General features: G+C 66.7%; 9 protein-coding genes and 3 pseudogenes. 10 read left to right on the top strand and 2 right to left on the bottom strand.

What is annotated here, in order from left to right; all coding sequences use genetic code 11:
- Nucleotides 1-271 precede the first annotated feature (271 nt).
- Together GGR71_RS02740 and gshB are read right to left on the bottom strand one after the other, a co-directional pair.
- Entirely contained in the window at nucleotides 272-1,153 is an 882-nt protein-coding gene (locus GGR71_RS02740) for an energy transducer TonB family protein (protein WP_048492313.1), read from the bottom strand.
- The gene (gshB, locus tag GGR71_RS02735; RefSeq protein ID WP_160963613.1) at nucleotides 1,150-2,100 is read right to left on the bottom strand and encodes a glutathione synthase; all 951 of its coding nucleotides are present in this window, start codon (nucleotides 2,098-2,100) and stop codon (nucleotides 1,150-1,152) included. The genes GGR71_RS02740 and gshB overlap by 4 nt, the downstream gene beginning before the upstream one ends.
- Before the next feature lie 242 nt (nucleotides 2,101-2,342).
- Here gshB and pilG point away from each other — a divergent pair, with 242 nt between their 5' ends.
- The 10 genes and pseudogenes from pilG to GGR71_RS20895 all read left to right on the top strand — a co-directional run bounded on the left by pilG (nucleotide 2,343) and on the right by GGR71_RS20895 (nucleotide 19,574).
- Nucleotides 2,343-2,744, top strand: coding sequence for a twitching motility response regulator PilG (pilG, locus tag GGR71_RS02730; protein WP_003472648.1), 402 nt, complete (start codon nucleotides 2,343-2,345; stop codon nucleotides 2,742-2,744).
- Between the two features lie 17 nt (nucleotides 2,745-2,761).
- Nucleotides 2,762-3,124, top strand: a complete 363-nt coding sequence (locus GGR71_RS02725) for a response regulator (RefSeq protein WP_160963611.1) — start codon at nucleotides 2,762-2,764, stop codon at nucleotides 3,122-3,124.
- Between the two features lies 1 nt (nucleotide 3,125).
- The gene (locus tag GGR71_RS02720; RefSeq protein WP_017910264.1) at nucleotides 3,126-3,656 is read left to right on the top strand and encodes a chemotaxis protein CheW; all 531 of its coding nucleotides are present in this window, start codon (nucleotides 3,126-3,128) and stop codon (nucleotides 3,654-3,656) included.
- Between the two features lie 40 nt (nucleotides 3,657-3,696).
- Entirely contained in the window at nucleotides 3,697-5,733 is a 2,037-nt protein-coding gene (locus tag GGR71_RS02715) for a methyl-accepting chemotaxis protein (RefSeq protein ID WP_160963609.1), read from the top strand.
- A gap of 111 nt (nucleotides 5,734-5,844) precedes the next feature.
- A pseudogene (locus GGR71_RS20970) lies at nucleotides 5,845-8,004 on the top strand (Hpt domain-containing protein); the annotation flags it as partial.
- Nucleotides 8,005-8,142: 138 nt separating this feature from the next.
- Nucleotides 8,143-11,244 (top strand): annotated as a pseudogene (locus GGR71_RS20965) (Hpt domain-containing protein); the annotation flags it as partial.
- 45 nt (nucleotides 11,245-11,289) lie between these two features.
- Nucleotides 11,290-13,170, top strand: a pseudogene (locus GGR71_RS20960) (response regulator); the annotation flags it as partial.
- Complete coding sequence (locus tag GGR71_RS02705; RefSeq protein ID WP_160963605.1) at nucleotides 13,157-14,497, top strand: chemotaxis protein CheB; 1,341 nt, start codon at nucleotides 13,157-13,159, stop codon at nucleotides 14,495-14,497. The pseudogene GGR71_RS20960 and the gene GGR71_RS02705, both read left to right, overlap by 14 nt.
- 73 nt (nucleotides 14,498-14,570) lie before the next feature.
- Nucleotides 14,571-15,041, top strand: coding sequence for a chemotaxis protein CheW (locus GGR71_RS02700; RefSeq protein ID WP_160963603.1), 471 nt, complete (start codon nucleotides 14,571-14,573; stop codon nucleotides 15,039-15,041).
- 153 nt (nucleotides 15,042-15,194) lie between these two features.
- Complete coding sequence (locus GGR71_RS20895; protein WP_221237683.1) at nucleotides 15,195-19,574, top strand: RHS repeat-associated core domain-containing protein; 4,380 nt, start codon at nucleotides 15,195-15,197, stop codon at nucleotides 19,572-19,574.
- Nucleotides 19,575-20,116: the final 542 nt, after the last annotated feature.

Here is a 20,116-nt window from a genome sequence, read left to right as displayed (position 1 = left end):
ATGAGGGTACGGGCGAAGCCTCGAACTGTTGCGACCGCCAGGCGTTGCGGGCGGCCGTACCCTCACCCCAACCCCTCTCCCGGCGGGAGAGGGGCTTAGCGCTTCCCTTCTCCCCTCGGGAGAAGGTGCCCCGAAGGGGCGGATGAGGGTGCGGGCGAAGCCTCGAACTGTTTGCGACCGGCAGGCGTTGCGGGCGGCCGTACCCTCACCCCAACCCCTCTCCCGATGGGAGAGGGGCTAGCCTGCTGAGAGGTGCTGCCGTGCACGCAGCTCAGCGGTCGTCGACCAGGCTGCCGCCGGGCAGGAAGACCCAGGTGCGGGTCACCTGCAGGATGTCGATGTTGTCGTCGGTGCGCGGCAGCGGCGGGAACGGCTGCGCCAGCTGCACGATCCGCAGGGCGGCGGCATCGAGCATCGGCACGCCGCTGGAACGCAGGATGCGGCTGCTCTCCAGGCTGCCGTCGCGGCGCACGCCGACGCTGATCACCACCTGGCCGCCGAGCCGGCGCCGCCGTGCTTCGTCGGGATAGTTGAGATTGCCCACGCGCTCGGCGCGGTCGACCCAGGCGCGCAGGTAGTTGGCATAGGCGTATTCGCGGGTGCTGGCGGAGACGAACTTGCGGTTGGGGCGCTTGGCGTACTGCTCCGAGCGCAAATGCACCTCGGCGGCCAATCGCGCCATCTCGGCATCGCGCTGTTCGCGCTGCGCGTCCACGGGCCGTTGTGGCTCGTCGGTGCGCGGCTGGGTCTGCGCCACCGGCAGCGGTTGCTCGCCGCGCGCGCTGCTGACCACGCGCGGGGTCGGCTCCGGCGCGGCGGCCGCGGTCTGCGCGCGCAGCGCCTGCGGCGCCAGGCCATCCTGGCGCTGCGGCACCACGCCCGGCTGGCTGTCGCGTGGGCGCTGGGGTTTGTCGTGGTCGCCGCCGCCCTGCTGGTTGGCCTGGGCCAGGAAGTCGGCCTGTTTTGGGGTCAGCGGGGTGCTGGTCTGGCTGAAGATCACGTCCAGGGTCGGTACCAGCGGCGCATCGTCGTCGATCGCGAAGCCCACGCCGAGGATCAGCAGCCCATGCACGATCAGCGACAGCACCAGGGTGGCGCTGAGCCGTTCGCGCTCGCCGATGCGCGGCGCGGGCGTCGCGGCGGCCGCGCTCATCGCGCCGGGTAGGCCTCGATGGCGTCGAACAGCAGCCCGGCGATGTTGAGCCCGAACTGCGCGTCCAGCTCGCGCACGCAGGTGGGGCTGGTCACGTTGACCTCGGTGAGGTAGTCGCCGATCACGTCCAGGCCGACGAAGCGCATGCCGCGCCGCTTCATCTCCGGGCCGACCTGGGAGGCGATCCAGCGGTCGCGCTCGCTCAGCGGGCGGCCTTCGCCGCGGCCACCGGCGGCCAGGTTGCCGCGGAACTCGTCGCCCTGCGGAATCCGCGCCAGGCAGTAGTCCACCGCCACGCCGTCCACCAGCAGGATGCGCTTGTCGCCGGCGCTGATGTCGGGGATGAAGCGCTGCGCCAGGGCCAGCTTGCGCCCGCCGTCGGTCAGCGTCTCCAGGATCACGTTGAGGTTGGGGTCGCCGGTGCCGCTGCGGAAGATCGAGCGCCCGCCCATCCCGTCCAGCGGCTTCAGCACCGCCTGGCCATGCTCCAGCACGAAGGCCTTCAGCGCAGCAGCGTCGCGGCTGACCAGGGTCGGCGGGCAGCATTGCGGGAACAGCAGGGCGGCCAGCTTCTCGTTGAAGTCGCGCAGGCCCTGCGGGTCGTTGACCACCTGCGCGCCCGCGCGCTGGGCCACGCTCAGCACGTGGGTGTCGTACAGGAACTCGGCATCGAACGGCGGGTCCTTGCGCATCAGCACCACTTGGCCTGGGCCGAACGTCAGGTCGGCGAAGGCATCCAGCTCGAACCAGCCGGCCTTGTCGTCGCGTACCCGCAGCGGCGCGGCCTGGGCCAGCGCGCGGCCGTCGCGCAGGGTCAGCCCGCCCGGCCGCACGTAGTGCAGGCGGTGCCCGCGGCGCTGCGCTTCCAGCAGCATCGCGAAGGTCGTGTCTTTGGCGATCTTGATGCTGGCGATGGGGTCCATCACCACGATGACATCGAACGGCATGGGGGCACCTGAGAGACTGAGCGGACGATGGTAGCGGGTCGGCGGGGGCGCCGCGCACCGGGCGTCCGGCGCGGCCGCACGGTGTCGCACGTTATCCGCCAAACTGTGACATAGTTTGTGCTGTTACGTGGTTCAACGCAGACCGGCAGCGGCGGCCTTGACAGTCGCAGCGGGTCTTGGGATACATGGCGTTTCGCAGCGAAGCCGGATCCGATGAAGCGTCGCGCGCTTGGGGGCAAGTGATGAGTGAAAACACGACTGCGGGTGGGGAACTCGCAGGCTTGCGGGTGATGGTGATCGACGATTCGAAAACAATCCGTCGTACCGCCGAAACGTTGCTGAAGCGCGAAGGGTGCGAAGTGGTGACGGCCACCGACGGCTTCGAGGCCCTGGCCAAGATCGCCGATCAGCAGCCGCAGATCATCTTCGTGGACATCATGATGCCGCGGCTGGACGGCTATCAGACCTGCGCGCTGATCAAGGGCAACCAGCTGTTCAAGGCCACGCCGGTGATCATGCTGTCCTCCAAGGACGGCCTGTTCGACAAGGCGCGCGGGCGCATCGTCGGGTCCGAGCAGTACCTCACCAAACCCTTTACACGCGAAGAGCTGCTGGGCGCGATCCGTACATACGTCAACGCCTGACCAGGGGGAAAGGCAGCATGGCCCGTATCTTGTTGATCGAGGACTCACCGACCGACCGGGCGGTGTTCACGCAATGGCTGGAAAAAGCCGGGCACCAGGTCCTGTCCACCGACAACGCGGAGGACGGGATCAAGCTGGTGCGCGAGCAGGCACCGAGCCTGGTGCTGATGGACGTGGTGCTGCCGGGCATGAGCGGCTTCCAGGCCACCCGCGCGCTGTCGCGCGACGAGGCCACCCGGCACATCCCGGTGCTGATCATCAGCACCAAGAGCATGGAGACCGACAAGGTCTGGGGCATGCGCCAGGGCGCCACCGACTACATCGTCAAGCCGCCGCGGGAAGAAGAGCTGATCGCCCGCATCAACCAACTGGTGGGCTGACATGCGCTCGCCCTTCGACATCCTCGAGGCCTACGAGCGGCGCAGCCTGGCGCACGCGGTGCAGATGCCCGAACGCGCCTTCGACGACGACGTCTGGCGCGGGGTCGGCTACCGCGTCGGCAAGCGTCACCTGGTCTCGGATTTCCGCGAAGTGGTGGAGATCGTGCGCATGCCGCCGGTCACCCCGGTGCCGGGCGCGCAGCCCTGGCTGCTGGGCGTGGGCAACCTGCGCGGCAACCTGTTCCCGGTGGTCGACCTGAAGCAGTTCCTGGAAGGCGAGCGCACCGCGCTGCAGGAAGGCCAGCGCGTGCTGATCATGCGCCAGAGCGGCGGCGACGTGGCCCTGACCATCGACGAACTGTTCGGCCAGCGCAGTTTCACCGAGGCGCAGGCGGTGGAGCCGGGCGATCTGGCCCAGGGCCGCTACGCGCACTTCATCGACCGCGCCTTCCGCGGCGACGCCCAGGACTGGGGCGTGTTCTCGCTGTCGCTGCTGTCGCGCACTCCCGAATTCCGGCAAGCCGCCGCCTGAGCGCGCGCGCTGCCTCCGCATCGAAGACCGAGGTCGCATCATGAGTACTGCTCCGGACGCCCGCAAGGCCAGCAAGCTCGGCAGCGTGGGCACCAGTTTCTGGCTGGGCCTGCTGGCGGTGTCGCTGGTCGTGTTCGGCGCCAACACCGGCGTGGCCACCTGGCAGGGCAACCGCCTGGCCGGCGCCAGTACCGGCGCGGCCGACCTGCAGGTGCTGTCGCAACAGTTGGCCAACCAGGCCCGCGACGCGGTGTCCGGCAACGCCGAGACCTTCAAGCAGTTCAAGCAGACCAAGGCGAAGGTGGAAACCACCGTCGCCGAGCTCAATGCGCGCTATGCCAACGAGACCGGCGTGTCCGGGCCGTTGCAGACCCTCAACGGCACCTGGGCGCCGCTGGCCAAGAACGCGCAGCAGGTGGTGGACAGCGAACCGGCGGTGCTGGCCTTGGCCGGCAATGCCGACCGCTTCGTCGGCGGCGTGCCGCAGCTGCAGGCGCAGTTGAATGAGGTGGTGCGCGCGATGACCGTTGGCGGCGCTCCCGCCGCGCAGATCTACAACACCCTGCAGCAGGTGGTGGTGGCCGGCACCATGGCCCGCCGCGTCACCGAAATGCGCGCCGGCGGCCGCGGCGCCGCCAGCGCTGGCGACGCGCTGGCGCGCGACGCGGTGGTGTTCGGGCAGATGCTCGAGGGCCTGCGCAACGGCAACGAGGAACTGGGTATCGCCCCGGTGCGCAACGCCGCCGCGCTGGCCGCGCTGGAGCAGTCGCAGGCGCAGTGGGCGGAAATGAAGAAGGACCTGGACGCGCTGCAGGCCAGCTCGCGCAGCCTGTTCGCCGCGCAGTCCGCCGCCGCGGCGCTGACCGCCGGCTCGGGCAAGATGCTGGAGGACAGCAAGAAGCTGTTCGACGCATTCTCCGCGTTCGGCTCGACCCGCGACACCCGGTGGTTCCCGAACTTCTGGCTGGGCGTGGTCTCCGGCCTGCTGGCGCTGCTGTCGATCGTCGGCTTTGTCTGGACCACGGTGCGCAGCCGCAGCCGCGAGCAGGAAATCCGCCTGCAGACCCAGGTCGAATACAACAGCCGCAACCAGCAGGCGATCATGCGCCTGCTCGACGAAATCAGCTCGCTCGGCGAAGGCGACCTGACCGTCAAGGCCTCGGTCACCGAGGACATGACCGGCGCCATCGCCGACGCGATCAACTACGCCGTCGACGAACTGCGCCACCTGGTGACCACCATCAACGACACCTCGGCCAAGGTCGCCGTGTCCACCGAGGAAACCCAGGCCACCGCGCGGCAGCTGGCCGACGCGGCAGGCCATCAGGCCGAGCAGATCGGCTCGGCCTCGGTCCGCATCAACGAAATCGCCGCCAGCATCGAGCAGGTGTCGCGCAACTCCACCGAATCGGCGGAAGTGGCGCAGCGCTCGGTGGTGATCGCGGCCGAAGGCGCCGGCGTGGTCCGCGAGACCATCCAGGGCATGGACCAGATCCGCGACCAGATCCAGGAGACCTCCAAGCGCATCAAGCGGCTGGGCGAGTCGACCCAGGAAATCGGCTCGATCGTGGAACTGATCAACGACATTTCCGAGCAGACCAACATCCTCGCGCTCAACGCCGCGGTGCAGGCCGCCTCGGCCGGCGAAGCCGGCCGCGGTTTCGCCCTGGTCGCCGACGAAGTGCAGCGCCTGGCCGAACGTACCTCCGGCGCCACCCGCCGCATCGAAGGCCTGGTGCAGACCATTCAGGCCGATACCAACGAAGCGGTCAGTTCGATGGAGCAGACCACCTCCGAAGTGGTGTCCGGCGCGCGCCTGGCCGAGGATGCCGGCACCGCGCTGACCGAAATCGAACGCGTGTCCAACGCGCTCAACACCCTCATCAAGAACATCTCCATCGCCGCGCACCAGCAGTCGGCGGCGGCGATCGACATCACCCAGACGATGGACGTGATCCGGCAGATCACCGGACAGACCTCGCAAGGCGCGGGACAGACCGCCGAATCGATCGGCCGCCTGGCGCAACTGGCGGCGGACCTGCGGCGCTCGGTCGCCGACTTCAAGCTGCCGGCGTAAGCGGGCCGGAACCGGGTGGAAGGAAGCGCACATGACGTACCGTGAAAAACTCCCGCATCCCGTCGCCGCGCTCGCGCGGCACGGCGCGTGCCCGGCCGCGGAGACGCGGCGATGAGCGCGCTGCGCGATGCGATGAGCCATGCCGCGCTGGGCTGGGTCAAGCCGGAACTGGACGAGACCCTACGCCAGGTCCGCGGCGAGATCGAAGCCTTCGTCGAAGAACCGGCCGACACCGGCCGCATGCGCTTCTGCGCCGGCTACCTGCACCAGGTGCAGGGCACCTTGCGCATGGTCGAGCTGTACGCGCCGGCGATGGTCGCCGAGGAACTGGAACTGCTGGCGATCACGGTGCAGAACGGCCAGGCGGCCGACCGCGACGAGGCCTGCGCCACGTTGATGCGCGGCACCGTGCTGCTGCCGGACTACCTGGAGCGCCTGCAGGACGGCCATCGCGACATTCCGATCGTGCTGCTGCCCTTGCTCAACGAGATCCGCGCCGCGCGCGGCGAAGCCGGCCTCAGCGAGGGCGCGCTGTTCGCGCTGGCGCCCGATGCCGCCGCCGCCACCGAGGCCGAACTGGACCACGCGCGCGGCAGCCTCGCCGGCCGCAACCGCGAGCTGCTCGACACCGTCGGCACTGCGATCAAGGAAGAACTGCTGCGGGTCAAGGACGCGCTGGACCTGCACCTGCGCACCGGCGGCGATGTCGCCGCGTTGCAGGCCCAGGTCGACGAGCTGGGCGGCGTCGCCGACACCCTGGGCGTGATGGGCCTGGGCGTGGCGCGCAGCGTGGTGGTGGTGCAGCGCGACGCGCTGCGCAGCATCGTCGACGGCGTCCGCGCGGCCGACGAAGGCCTGCTGCTGGATATCGCCGGCGCGCTGCTGTACGTGGACGCCTCGCTCGACGACCAGGTCGCCTATCTCGGCGCCGGCGGCGACGTGCAGGACGAGGCCAGCGCCGCCGAGGCGCGGCGCACGGTGGAAGTGCTGGCGCACGAGGCGATCGCCAACTTCGGCAGTGCCCGCGAGCATTTCGTCGCCTTCATCGAGACCAACTGGGACCATGCGCGCCTGGACGAAGTGCCGCGCCTGCTCGGCGAGGTCGCCGGTGCGTTGCGCATGCTGGAGCTGCCGCAGCCAGCCGACTACCTGGAAGGCGTGCGCCGCTACGTCGCCACCGAACTGATCGGCAAGCGCCGCGTGCCCAGCGGCCGCCAGCTCGACACCCTGGCCGACGCGATGGCCAGCCTCGAGTACTACCTGGAAGCGCTGCGCGAGCGCCGCCCCGGGCGCGAGGAAATCCTGGACATCACACGCAGCAGCCTGGAAGCGCTGCGTTACTGGCCGCTGCCCGATACCGCGCCGGCTGCGCCGGGCGTGTTGCCGAGCGGAAGCGAGGCGGCCGAATCCGTCGCGCCGCCGCCGCCCGTGGCCGCCGATCCCACCGTCGAGTCCGCGCTGCCGTCCATCGCCGCACCGGCCGTGCCGGCCTGGGATCTGGCACCGGCCGAGGACGTGCCGGAGACGATGCCGCGCACCCAGGACGCCGCGCCGTTCGCCCCGCAGGCGCCGCAGTGGAGCCTGGCGACGGACGAACACGATGCCGCGGCCGGACACGCCTCCGCGCCGGTCGACGACGTGCGCGACGCGCGCGAGCAGGAATCCGCGGCACCATCGCAGGCGCTCAGTTTCGATCCGGTCGCGGCCGAACAGGACAGCTGGACCGGCACCGCCGAGCCGCTGCACATCAGCCTCGATTCCCTGGTGCTGGAACAGGACGCGTTGCGGTCGGAGACGCCGCCCGCGCTCGCGCAGGAGGACGAAGCTGCAGCCGTTCCCGCGGCGCCCGCGTCCGATGTCGCCGGTTTCGATCCGGTGGCCGCCGAGTACCCGGATGAGGCGCAGGCCGATGTGCCGGCCGCGTTTGCCGAGCTTGGCGAGCACGACGATCCCAACCTGATCATCGTCGACGCGCCGGTTGCTGCGGAAGACACCGACGCGTCCAGGCCACCGCTGATCATCGAACTGGGAGACGCGCCGGCGTTCGCCGACGCGCCGAGCATGGCCGATGAGGCACGTGCACTCGATTGGCATGCCGCCCCGGCGTCGCCGGACCAGGAGGCAGCATCTGCGCCGCCCGCGGGTGCGGCCGAGTTGGCCGACGCCGACGCCGACACGGCGCAGGGCGAGCACCTCGACGCGGCACGGCAGGCTGAGCCCTCCGACGCCGGTGCCGACGACGAAGACGCCGCGCATGCGATTCCGAGCGAGATCACGGAGGTCGCCGCCACCGACGTCGCAGACGGGACCGATTCTCACGCTTCCCAGGATGGCCAGGGGCATGCCGATGCCGACCTTGCCAGCACCGGCGAGGAAGCGCATACCGACGCCGTGGCCGCTGCGCCGGCGGAGCCGGAGCATGCCGCGCTGGACGCCGAGGAACGGGCGACGCCCGAGCCGGTCTCGGAACACGCTGCTCCCACTACGCCGGTGTCGGACGCCGAAGCCGCGTTCCTCGCCGATCTGGAGGCGGCGGCCGCGCAGTTCGATGTCGCCACCGCCACCAGCGATGGCGAGTCTGCCGCCGCCACGTCCGCCGAAGCGCAGCATGCCGCGCCCAGCGCCGCACCTGTCGCCTCCGCTCCCACCGTCGAGGCGGGCTTCATCGACGGCGAAGGTGAGATCGACGAGGAAATCCGCGAGGTGTTCCTCGAGGAGTTCGACGAGGAACTGGTCAATCTCGGTACGCTGCTGCCGGCCTGGCGCGCCGCGCCCGGGCACATGGAAAGCCTGCGGCCGATCCGCCGTGTGTTCCATACCTTGAAGGGCAGCGGCCGCCTGGTCGGCGCGCGCGTACTCGGCGAGTTCAGCTGGAAGATCGAGAGCATGCTCAACCGCGTGCTCGACGGCTCGCGCCCGGCCAGCCCGGCGGTGGTCGCCATGGTCGAGCAGGCCTACGCGGTGCTGCCGCAACTCAATGCCGCACTGCGCGGCAACGGCACGGTGCAGGCCGACCTGGACGCGATCCAGGCGGTGGCCGAGCGCATCGCTGCCGGCGAGGACGCGTTCTATTTCGCCACGCCGCAGGCCGCGGCCGCGCCGCGCGCGGGCACGCCGGCGTCGGTGGACAGCGTGCTGCGCGAGATCCTCGAAGCCGAGGTCGCCACTCACTTGGAGACCGTGCATGCCTGGCTGCAGCACGCGCCGCAGCCGGCCACCGAAGCGCTGCTGCGTGCTGTGCACACCATGAGCGGCGCGTTCGCGATGACCGACGTGCCGGAGATCACGGCGGTCACCGGTCCGGCCGAGAGCTACGTCAAGCGTGCGCTGGCCGCCGGCAGCGTGCCCAGCGCCGAAGGCGTGCGTGCGCTCGAGGACGCGGCGCGCGCCATCGCCGCCACCATCGCGGAACTGCAGGCGCCGTCGCCGGTGATTCCGCCGTTCACCGACCTGGCACAACGCCTGCGCGCACTGGTGGAGACCCTGCCGGAAGTGCAGTGGCCGCTGATCGCGCACGACGAGGACGACGAAGACCTGTCTGCGTCTGCACAGGGCGACAGCGGTCTGGATGCGCAGGCCGTGCAGGCGGTGGAACTCACCGCGGCCGACGACTTGTCGGCGTTCGTGGGCGACGCCGCGCATCTGCACGAGACGCTGCCGGCGGACGAAGCGGCCGGGCAGGCAGGCGAGGGCGACGTCGATCAGCATGCTGCCGACGTTCACGCGGACTTGGCGTCCGTGCCGTCTTCTGAAGAGGCACCGGCGTCCACGCCGGCAGAAACCGACGCCACCCTCGACAGCGAGGCCGCCATGCCGGTCTCTGCGGGCGAGGACACGTCGCGCGTGGCCCAGCCGACGTCCGAGCACGACGATGCGCCAAGCCAAGATGAGGCATCGGTCGAAGCGTTGGCAGCATCGCAAGATCCAGGCCACGCAGAAGAACAGGCGGCCTTGGCGCAGGACGGCCAGCTCGACGAGTTGACGGTCGAGGCGCCGCTGAGCGCCGAGCAGGTGTCGGACGATTCCGCACCGGACGCGTTGGATGCGGCTGTAGCGCCTGACGCGACGGCCGATGCGGCCGCCGTCGATGCCGCGACCGACACGGTCACGCACGCACAGGACGTCCAGGCACCGTCGCACGACGGCGAAGCGCACGATTCCGAGGATCGCCAAGTCGAGGGACACGCCGACGCGACGCAGGACGTGTCCGTCCATGCGCAGGATGTCCAGGCATCCGATCATGCGGCAGCCGCCGTCGATGCCGAAGGCCACGCGGCCGACGCGCACACGGACGACACCCAGGATGACGCCGAGCACGCGCACGATGCGCAGGCGCCAGAGGACATGGCAGTCGACGGCGATGCCGCGGACCAGGCGACCGAAACGCCGGCCGACGATATCCACGATGCACATGCCCAGGAATCGCAGGCAGCGGATGACGAGGCCGCGCTTGGCGCCGCCGACGCGCCCGCCGACGACACCGCTGAAGCGCACGAGCAACAGCTCAACGAGGACGCCCCTGCGATCGGCCTGCACCAGCAGCCGCTGGCGCCGTCGAGTGGTTGGCGCCACGATGGCGTGGCCTCGGCCAACGACGATACCGAGGCTGCTGCGGAGCATGGCGACGCGACGCCGGATGCCGCAGCGCCTGTGGACGACGCAAAGCACGAGGGCGATGCGGCTTCGCTCGCCACACACGCGGTGGGCGAACATACCGACACCGAGCCGCTTGCCGAACACGTCGAGCCGACCGGAGGTGCAGGTGATGGCGCGCCGCACGACGCCGCCGCCGAAACGGAGCACGCCGCGCACGCTGCGCCGCCCGACGTCGATGAAACGACGGAAGCGCATCATGCGACGTTCGACGAAGCGCCCAACGCGCCGCAGGACGACGCCAATCAGGGCGACACGGCCACGGTAGCCGATGCCGACGCGGCATCTGCCGAACACGCCCATGAAGCGATCCACCCGCACGTGCCGGAGGCAGCCGTACCTGCGCTGTCCGACGCTGACGCCACGCATGCCGTCGCCGATGGCGCGCGGCCCGATCTGTCGGCCGTCGATCTCGGCCCGCTGGACTTCGCCGACCTCGATCGCGAACTGGTCGATATCTTCGTCGACGAAGGCAAGGACCTGCTCGACCATTGCGATCGCCTGATCGCCGAGCTGCGTGCCGCGCCGCAGGACCGCGACGTGCTCGGCGGCCTGCAGCGCGATCTGCACACGCTCAAGGGCGGCGCACGCATGGCCGGGATCAACGCCATCGGCGACCTTGGCCATGGCATCGAGTCGTTGCTGGAGGCGGTCGCCGCCCACCGTACCGAGCTCGACCGCCAGGACGTGCAGTTGCTCGAGCGCGGCTTCGATCGCCTGCACCAGTTGTTGACCCTGACCGGCAACCACCGCGCGGTGGCGATGCCGCAGGACCTGATCGCTGCGTTCGACGCGCGCACGCATGGGCAGTCGTCCGTCGTCAGCGGCGACGCCGAGACCGCTGCGGCGGCGCCCGCCGTTGCAGCCGACGCTGCCCTGTCCGCCGCGGCCCTGGCGGCCGTATCGGCGCCACTGTCGGCGCCGCTGCCGGCGGACGGCGCGCCCGACGAAGAGTCGATGCTCGCGCGGCCGATGCAGGAACAGGTGCGCGTGCGCGCCGATCTGCTCGACCGCCTGGTCAACAATGCCGGCGAAGTGGCGATCTACCGTTCGCGGCTGGAGCAGCAGTTGGGCGCGTTCCGCGGCGCGATGGCCGAACTGGACCGCACCAATGCGCGTCTGCGCGACCAGCTGCGGCGCCTGGACCTGGAAACCGAGGCGCAGATCGTCGCCCGCTACCAGCGCGAACAGGACCAGGCCGAGCAGAGCTTCGACCCGCTGGAGCTGGACCGCTTCTCCACGCTGCAGCAGCTCAGCCGCGCGCTCAACGAGTCCGCGGCCGACCTGGGCGGCCTGCAGGGCGTGCTCGACGACCTGGCGCGGCAGTACGACGGTCTGCTGCAGCAACAGTCGCGCGTCAGTTCGGAACTGCAGGACGGGCTGATGCGCGCGCGCATGGTGCCGTTCGACGGCCTGGTGCCGCGGCTGCGGCGCGTGGTGCGCCAGGCCGCCAGCGAAACCGGCAAGCAGGTGCACCTGAGCCTGGAAGGCACCCACGGCGAACTCGACCGCAACGTGCTCGACCGCATGGTCGCGCCGCTGGAACACATGCTGCGCAATTCGGTTGCGCACGGCCTGGAAGCGCCGGAACAGCGCCGCGCTGCGGGCAAGGCGGAGGAGGGCAACATCGCCATCCGCCTGCGTCGCGAAGGGTCGGAAATCGTGCTGGAAGTGGCCGACGACGGCGCCGGGCTCGACCGCGAGGCGATCCGTCGCCGCGCCGAGCAGCGCGGGCTGATCGCCGCCGACGCGGTGCTGTCCGACGACGAACTGGATGCGCTGATCTTCGCACCCGGCTTCAGCACCTACGACCAGGTCAGCCAGCTGGCCGGCCGCGGCGTGGGCATGGACGTGGTGCGCAACGAAGTGCGCCAGCTCGGCGGCTCGGTGGACATCCATTCGGTGCGCGGCCAGGGCGTGACCTTCACCCTGCGCCTGCCGCAGACCCTGGCGGTGACCCAGGCGGTGTTCGTGCAGATCGGCGACACCACCTTCGCGGTGCCGGTGGCGTCGGTCAGCGGCATCGGCCGCATCGGCCGCGAACGCTTCGAGGCCGGCACCGGTGGCTACCGCTACAGCGGCGAGGAGTACGCCTTGCACGACCTCGGTTCGCTGGTCGGGCAGGCCCCGGCGCGGGCCGAAGGCCAGGCGCAGGTGCCGCTGCTGCTGGTGCGCGCGGGCGACCTGCGCGCGGCGGTGGCGATCGACCAGGTGCTCGGCAACCGCGAAATCGTGGTCAAGCCGGTCGGCCTGCAGATCGCCTCGGTGCCCGGCATCTACGGCGCCACCATCACCGGCGATGGCCGCGTGGTGGTGATCCTCGACATCGCCCCGCTGGTGCGCCGCTATCTGGCGCAGCCGCAGCGGCCGGTGGTGGAGGCGGTGCCGACCGAACAGCGCCGCGTGCCGCTGGTGATGGTGGTCGACGATTCGCTGACCATGCGCAAGGTCACCGGCCGCGTGCTGGAACGGCACAACTTCGACGTGGTGTCCGCGCGCGACGGCGTCGAGGCGCTCGAGCGCCTGGAAGAGCGCGTGCCCGACCTGATGCTGCTGGACATCGAGATGCCGCGCATGGACGGCTACGAACTGGCGACCGCGATGCGCGCCGATCCGCGCTACGCCGCCGTGCCGATCGTGATGATCACTTCGCGCAGCGGCGAAAAGCATCGCCAGCGCGCCTTCGAACTGGGCGTGCAGCGCTACCTCGGCAAGCCTTACCAAGAGTTGGATCTGATGCGCAACGTCTACGACCTGCTGGGGATCGCCCGTGTTCGCGAATGACGGCGACACCACCTCCACGCCGGTCGCGTTGCTGGCCCGTCCCGGCAAGGCGCGCGAGCGCCTGCGCGAAGCCCTGCATCTGGTCGGCGCGGCGATCGTGCTGGAAGACGACCCTGGCGCGATCGACGCGCAGACCCTGGCCGATGCCGCCCCCAGCGCGGTACTGATCGCACTGGAGCCGGCGATCGAGGACGCACTGGAGCGGCTGGATGCGGCGCTGGCACTGCCCGGCGTCACCGTGATCTTCGACGAAGCCGAGCTGGCCGCGCGCCGCGAGGGCTGGGAAGCGCAGCGCTGGGCGCGGCATCTGGCGGCCAAGCTGCAAGGCCACCAGGACGTGCTGCCGCCCGGCCGCGAGACCGAGACCGGCCTGCAGCCGGAGCCGGGCCTGCCGGCGACGCCGGCGCAGTTGCATGAGGACGCGCCGATTGGCCTGCATGTCGACGAAGCCGCCGGCTTCGCCGCGACCGTGCCGGAAGACGGCGTCTACACCTGGCAGCCGCCGGCCGACGTCGCGCCCGGTTTCGAAGAACTGCAGTTCGCGCGCGCCGAGGCCGCTGCCAGCGAAGCGTCTGCGGCACCGGTTGCACCGTCCGCCGATACGACACCGGCTGCGCCCGCAGCCGCACCCGCGGCGCTGCCGGCCAGTGCCTGGTCGCTGGTCGATGACGACGCGCCGCTGAGCGCGCCGCAGCCGCGCGAACCGCAGCGCAGCGTGCAGTTCTCCACCGAAGGCCTGTCGCTGGTGGCGCTGGACTCTGAGGAGTCCGCATCTCCAAGCGGCCCCGGCGCCCGCGCCGACGTCGCGCGCGGCGCCGTGCTGGTGATGGCCGGCATCGGCGGCCCCGACGCGATCCGCCGCCTGCTCGCTGCGCTGCCGGACAACTTCCCGCTACCGCTGCTGGTGCAGTTGCGCCTGGACGGCGGCCGCTACGGCAACCTGGTCAAGCAGATCGCACGCGTATCCGCGCTGCCGGTGCTGCTGGCCGAGGCCGGCGAGCCGGTCACCCCCGGCAACGTCTACATCCTTCCCGACGACGTCGGCGTGCAGGGCACGGCCGGCCTGCGCTTCGTCGCCCAAGACGCTGGCACTTCCGTAGTCGCCGGCCTGCCGGCCGCGCACAGCGCGGTGCTGCTGCTCAGCGGCAGCGACCCGCAACAGGTGGAGGCCGTGTTGGCACTGGCCGGGCAGGGCGCCTGGGTCGCCGGGCAATCCGGCGACGGCTGCTACGACCCCGCCGCCGGCGCGCAACTGATCCTGCAGGGTCATCCCGGCGGCGATCCGGCGCAGCTGGCCCAGGCCTTGACCGCGCGGTGGAGCGGCTGAGCGAGGCGGCACACGCCATTCACCGCCGAGCCCGCATCGCGCATTTTTTCCGCTTCCAGGACGAAGTCATTCCATGAGCAGCTACGCCAGCAACGACGAAATCCGCGGTGTCCTCATCCTGGCCGGCAGCGAGCGCGTACTGCTGCCCAACGCCACCATCGCCGAAGTGATGTCGCGCGTGCCGGTCGAACCGCTGCCCGACGTTCCGCACTGGCTGCTCGGCCAGATCGCCTGGTACGGCTGGAAAGTACCGCTGGTCTCCTTCGCCCGCCTGACCGGCCTGGGCGCCGACACCGTCGCCGCCAACAACAAGATCGTCGTGCTCAAGGCCCTGGGCGGCAACCCCGACCTGCCGTACGTCGCCCTGCTGACCCAATCCTTCCCGCAACTGATCTCCGTCCCCCGCGACGGCCTGCTCGCCGACGCCTCCGAAGAAACCCTCCCACCGGGCGTGCACATGCGCGTGCTGCTGGGCGAGCAGAGCGCCTTGCTGCCGGATCTGGAGGCGATCGAGGGGATGGTGGTGGAGCGGTTTGCGGTGTGACGCGGTAGCTTTACGTTGACGATGTCATGGTAGTCGGTTGGCGGATAAGTGTCTTGTTAAGTGAAACTGTCCGTTGGTTGATTTGATTTTTGGATTTATCTGTTCCGCTAGGGGGTGCAGCTTGTGGCGTATGTACGCGTAAGGATCTTAGTGATGTCACTGTTTTCTAAGTTTGCCTTGCTGCTAATTTGGGGCGTTGCAGGTGGTCTCTTCACCTTTGATGCCAGTGCGGCTGATTGGGCTTGCAAAGATGAAGTTTGTGACAAATCAACTGCATACGACACCGCGGTCGCATGGGGGCGATATCAGGTTGCGCGGCAATCAGACGGTTATGCTGGTGCTCACTATGTGGTGCGTGATGAAGGTTGTAGTTATGAGCTCTGTAGCGTTTCCTCGATTTGGTATCTTAGTAGTAGTTACGTACAAGCTGTGGAGCATTTCTCCTACTCACAGCCTCCGGCTTGCCTTGGAATAGAGTGTGTCGATTCTGAACTTCAGTCTGGGAAAAATAGTGCTTGTGGGAATTCATGTAAAGTTGTTGGTCCTGTCATGGTTGGTAATCCAATCAATATGTTCACGGGGGCTAAAGAGGAACATGTCTACGACTTTAGGGTGAATCAGGGGCATCTAAGTTTCTCTAGGTATTATTCAAGTGAGATTTCCTTTTATAACCCAGGTGATCTGCTTGGGCGCCGCTGGCGGCATAATTATCAAAGCAGGATTGTTGAATACATTATTGATGGTAAGAGGGTTATCCTGCTATCTCGTCCTTCGGGGGCGTACTCTTTTTTCAGGGAGTCTGATAATCAGTGGTTGGGAGACCCTGATGTCGATGATGAACTGAGTTCAATTAAATTTGGTGACGGGAGCGTCGGTTGGCTGGTTGATACGTCATTGGGTGAAAAAGAATATTACGATAGGTCGGGGATGTTGATATCTGTCGCCTATCAAGACGGCGACTTGATTAGTCTTTCCTACAATGAAGAAGGACAGCTTGCCTCCGTTGAGGACAGATCGGGACGCAGGTTGTTGTTTGCGTATGTAAATCAACTGCTTGATAGCTTGAGTTTTCCGGATGGTACCGTTGTTAAGTATAAGTACACTTCTCGGCGGCTTGATGAGGTTTCTTATCTTGCTTCTTCGGGAGTGTCCGCCGGAATTTTGAAATATGTCTATGAGGATGCTTCGGATCCATTTCTTATTACTGGAGTATTTGATGAGCTCGGAGCTCGATATGCCAGCTGGAAATATGATGAGAATGGGTTGGCAGTAAGTAGTTGGCATGGGGCAGCGGAAGATGGAATTGATCGCGTAACCATTGAGCGCAGTGTTGGCAATGCGAAAGTAATCACGGCTCTTGGTGGTGAAGTCACGTATGGCTATGTTGCTCAATTCGGTCGAGCTAAATTGGCGACCTCTCAAAAGTACTGTGCTAATTGTCCCGTCGGTGCGTTTGCGGCTCGCACATATGACGATAATGGCTACCCGGCGCGTACGGCGGATTTTGAAGGTAACGTGGTTGAAACCCAGTACGATGCCATGGGTTTGCTTCTAAGTCGTGTCGATGTCTCAGATGGAGTGCTAGGCAACAAGCGTAGTTCTCAGACTGATTGGCATCGGGATTTTCGAGTGCCGACCGAGCGTCGCACCTACAATTCCTTGGACACGTTGGTATCGCGTTGGAACTGGACCTATAACACTCGCGGACAAGCACTCACGGCATTGCGCACTGATCCCGCGACGGGTGACACCCGAACCTCCATCACAACCTATTGCGAACAGGCTGACATTGATGCGGGTCGCTGCCCATTGCTGGGTTTGGTGACTTCGGTTGCTGGGCAGCGCACCGACGTCAACGACGCCACGAGCTTTGCTTACTACCCGTCCGACGACAGCACCTGCGCCACGTCCCCGACCACCTGTTCGCACCGCAAGGGCGACTTGTGGAAGGCGACCAATGCGCTCGGCCAAGTCACCGAGTACCTGGCCTACGACGGCGCCGGCCGCGTGCTGTCCGCAAAGGACGCCAACGGTGTAATCGCTGACTTCACCTACCACCCGCGCGGTTGGTTGACCGCCAGCAAGGTGCGCGGGTCAGACGACAGCAGCGAGAGCGACGATCGCATCACCACGATCGACTACTGGCCGACCGGGCTGGTCAAGCAGGTGACCCAGCCCGATGGCGCGTTCACCCGCTTCAACTACGACGCGGCGCACCGGCTGACCGATATCGCCGACAACGCCGGCAACACCATCCACTACACCTTGGACAATGCCGGCAACCGCCTCAAGGAGGACACCAAGGACGCGTCGGGCACCCTCAAGCGCACGCTCTCGCGGGTGTACAACCAGCTCGGCCAACTGGCGACGCAGGCCACCGCGCAGGGCGATCCGACCGACTTCGGTTACGACGCCAACGGCAACACCAAGACCGTCACCGATGCGCTGGGTCATGCCACCCAGAACGACTACGACCCGCTCAACCGCCTGGCGCGCACGCTGCAGGACGTGGGGGGCATCGCCGCGGAGACCACCTTCGGCTACGACGCGCTGGACAACCTGACCAAGGTCACCGACCCCAAGGGCCTGGACACCACCTACGCCTACAACGGCCTGGGCGACCTGACCAAGCTCACCAGCCCGGACACCGGCAGCACCACCTACACCTACGACAGCGCCGGCAACCGCGCCACCCAGACCGACGCGCGCAACATCAAGACCAGCTACGGCTACGACGCGCTGAACCGGCTGACCCTGGTCACCTATCCGACCGCCAGCCTCAACGTCAGCTATACCTACGACGTCAGCCAGACGACCTGCGCCAGCGGCGAGACCTACGCCGTGGGCCGCCTGACCCGGATGCAGGACGGCAGCGGTAGCACCGACTACTGCTATGACCGCTTCGGCGATCTGGTCCGCAAGGTGCAGACCACCAACGGCAAGGTGTTCGTGGTCCGCTACGCCTACACCAAGGCCGGGCAACTGAGCCGGTTGACCTACCCGGATGGGGCGGTGGTGGACTACGTGCGCAACGCCCAAGGTCAGACCACCGAAGTCGGGGTGACGCCACCTGGCGGTACAAGACAGGTCCTGCTGAACCAAGCGACTTACTATCCGTTCGGCCCGGTCGCTGGGTGGGCCTATGGCAACGGCCGTCCGATGCAGCGCGCGCTGGACCAGGACTACCACCCGCTGGCGGTCAACGACACGCGTAGTGATGGCCTAGCGGTGGGCTTCGCCTTCGACCCGGTCGGCAATCTCAGCGCGCTGACCGCGCCGGGCAACACCGCACCGGTCATCAAACTGGACTACGACCCGCTGGGCCGGCTGACCGCGTTCAAGGACGGCCCGACCGATACGGTGATCGACGGCTACACCTACGATGCCACCGGCAACCGCCTCAGCGCCAAGGTCAACACCACCACGCAGACCTACAGCTATCCGACCACCAGCCACCGCCTGAGCAGCGTGGCCGGCACGGCGCGCAGCTACGATGCGGTCGGCAACACCACGGCGATCGGTGGCACGGCCGTGCAGTACGTGTATGGAGCAAATGGCCGACTGACGCAGGTCAAGCGCAGCGGCACGGTGGTGGCGAACTATGCCTATAACGGCCGTGGCGAGCAGGTGCGGCGGGTGGGCAAGACCAACGTCTATACGCTCTACGATGAGAGCGGCCACTGGCTGGGCGATTACGACAACAACGGCGCAGTCGTGCAGCAGGCGATCTGGCTGGACGACCTGCCGGTGGGCGTGCTGGCCAAGACCACGCTGCGCTATGTGCAACCCGACCACCTGGGCACGCCGCGCGCGGTGATCGACCCGGTCCGCGACGTGGCGATCTGGCGCTGGGACCTGAAGGGCGAAGCCTTCGGCGCCACCGCCCCAGACCAGGATCCGGACAAGGACGGCACCGCCTTCGTGTTCGATATGCGCTTCCCGGGGCAGCGCTACGATGCGTTGAGCGGGCTCAATCAGAACTACTTCCGCGACTACGAGCCAGGGACGGGTCGGTATGTGCAGAGTGATCCGATTGGACTTGGAGGAGGCGCTTCCACTTATAGCTATGCCGTTGGGCAGCCGCTAAATTTCTATGATCTTCTTGGGTTGCAAGTGGTACCCCCTTTGAACTGGGTAGTACCGGGTACTCCTCCGTACATCGGTCATCCCTCAGATCCTTCTAAAGATCAGCCTGATGTTGGATACAATGATCCGAAGATTAATTTCCCTGGGCCGAATGAAGTGCTTGCTTCAATTCTCTGGGGGTCTGTGAAATTTTACAATTCACCGATTTTTGGGCTGCCTTGGCAGGAAGCGAGGGGGAAAAATGATCCGGTCTCTTTGCCTCCTGTTGATCCGGGTAGAGACTGCGATGGTAATTGCAATCCATGCCCTCCAGGTGCTAGGTGGTTTGTCAATAAACCAGGGCATGGACATGCTAACGGTTACTGGCACGTAATTAGATATAACCAAAATCCGAACACATGCATCTGTCATCCTGATCGGCCAAGTACTGGTCTTAATGGTTTCTGACAATGAAGAATGTAAGTGTTGAAATTGAGCTTTTTCGGCGCGCAGGGTGTGATGTCTGGAATAAATATCTAATGCCTGGCGAAAATATAATTAGGCTTGATGTTGAGGAGTCTTTTGAAATCATAGAGCGGGAGCTTCTTCGGTGCTTGGTGCTTCATGGGTCTCCCCATGCTGCTGACGCTTATCGGATGGATGTCATAAGGATGCTGGTTGTTAAATTAAATTCGAATGACCTGAGTTCAGTTTTGACTTCTGAGGAAGATGTGGATGGGAACGTAAAGTGGATTCATGTTGGCGCGGCAACGGATGTCTCGAATTTAGATTTCAGATTTTTCGATTTTTTTGACTGGAATCATTACTCAAAAATTCAATACGATTTTGTCAGGTGTGTGGAGGCTTTCAGTGGGAAGAAATTTCTTTTGCCAAGGAATATGTGTTCTTTTTGGCTTGTGAATTAATAACGTTATTTTTGATCTTCTATCGAAATCTCGATTAAGGTCGAGTTTCGAGTTTGCGATATGGAGGCTTGGTTAGAGCATGCA

It is taken from the genome of Xanthomonas sp. F1, assembly GCF_014199855.1.
Note: the sequence above shows the minus strand (reverse complement) of the source record. Positions and strands in the feature narration are given on the sequence as shown.

What these genes read in the sequence shown, in the direction of transcription:
- GGR71_RS20895 (WP_221237683.1), top strand. Translation starts at nt 15,195, where the DNA reads ATGTCACTGTTTTCTAAGTTTGCCTTGCTGCTAATTTGGGGCGTTGCA.
- GGR71_RS02715 (WP_160963609.1), top strand. Translation starts at nt 3,697, where the DNA reads ATGAGTACTGCTCCGGACGCCCGCAAGGCCAGCAAGCTCGGCAGCGTG.
- GGR71_RS02720 (WP_017910264.1), top strand. Translation starts at nt 3,126, where the DNA reads ATGCGCTCGCCCTTCGACATCCTCGAGGCCTACGAGCGGCGCAGCCTG.
- GGR71_RS02740 (WP_048492313.1), bottom strand. Translation starts at nt 1,153, where the DNA reads ATGAGCGCGGCCGCCGCGACGCCCGCGCCGCGCATCGGCGAGCGCGAA.
- pilG (WP_003472648.1), top strand. Translation starts at nt 2,343, where the DNA reads ATGAGTGAAAACACGACTGCGGGTGGGGAACTCGCAGGCTTGCGGGTG.
- GGR71_RS02700 (WP_160963603.1), top strand. Translation starts at nt 14,571, where the DNA reads ATGAGCAGCTACGCCAGCAACGACGAAATCCGCGGTGTCCTCATCCTG.
- gshB (WP_160963613.1), bottom strand. Translation starts at nt 2,100, where the DNA reads ATGCCGTTCGATGTCATCGTGGTGATGGACCCCATCGCCAGCATCAAG.
- GGR71_RS02725 (WP_160963611.1), top strand. Translation starts at nt 2,762, where the DNA reads ATGGCCCGTATCTTGTTGATCGAGGACTCACCGACCGACCGGGCGGTG.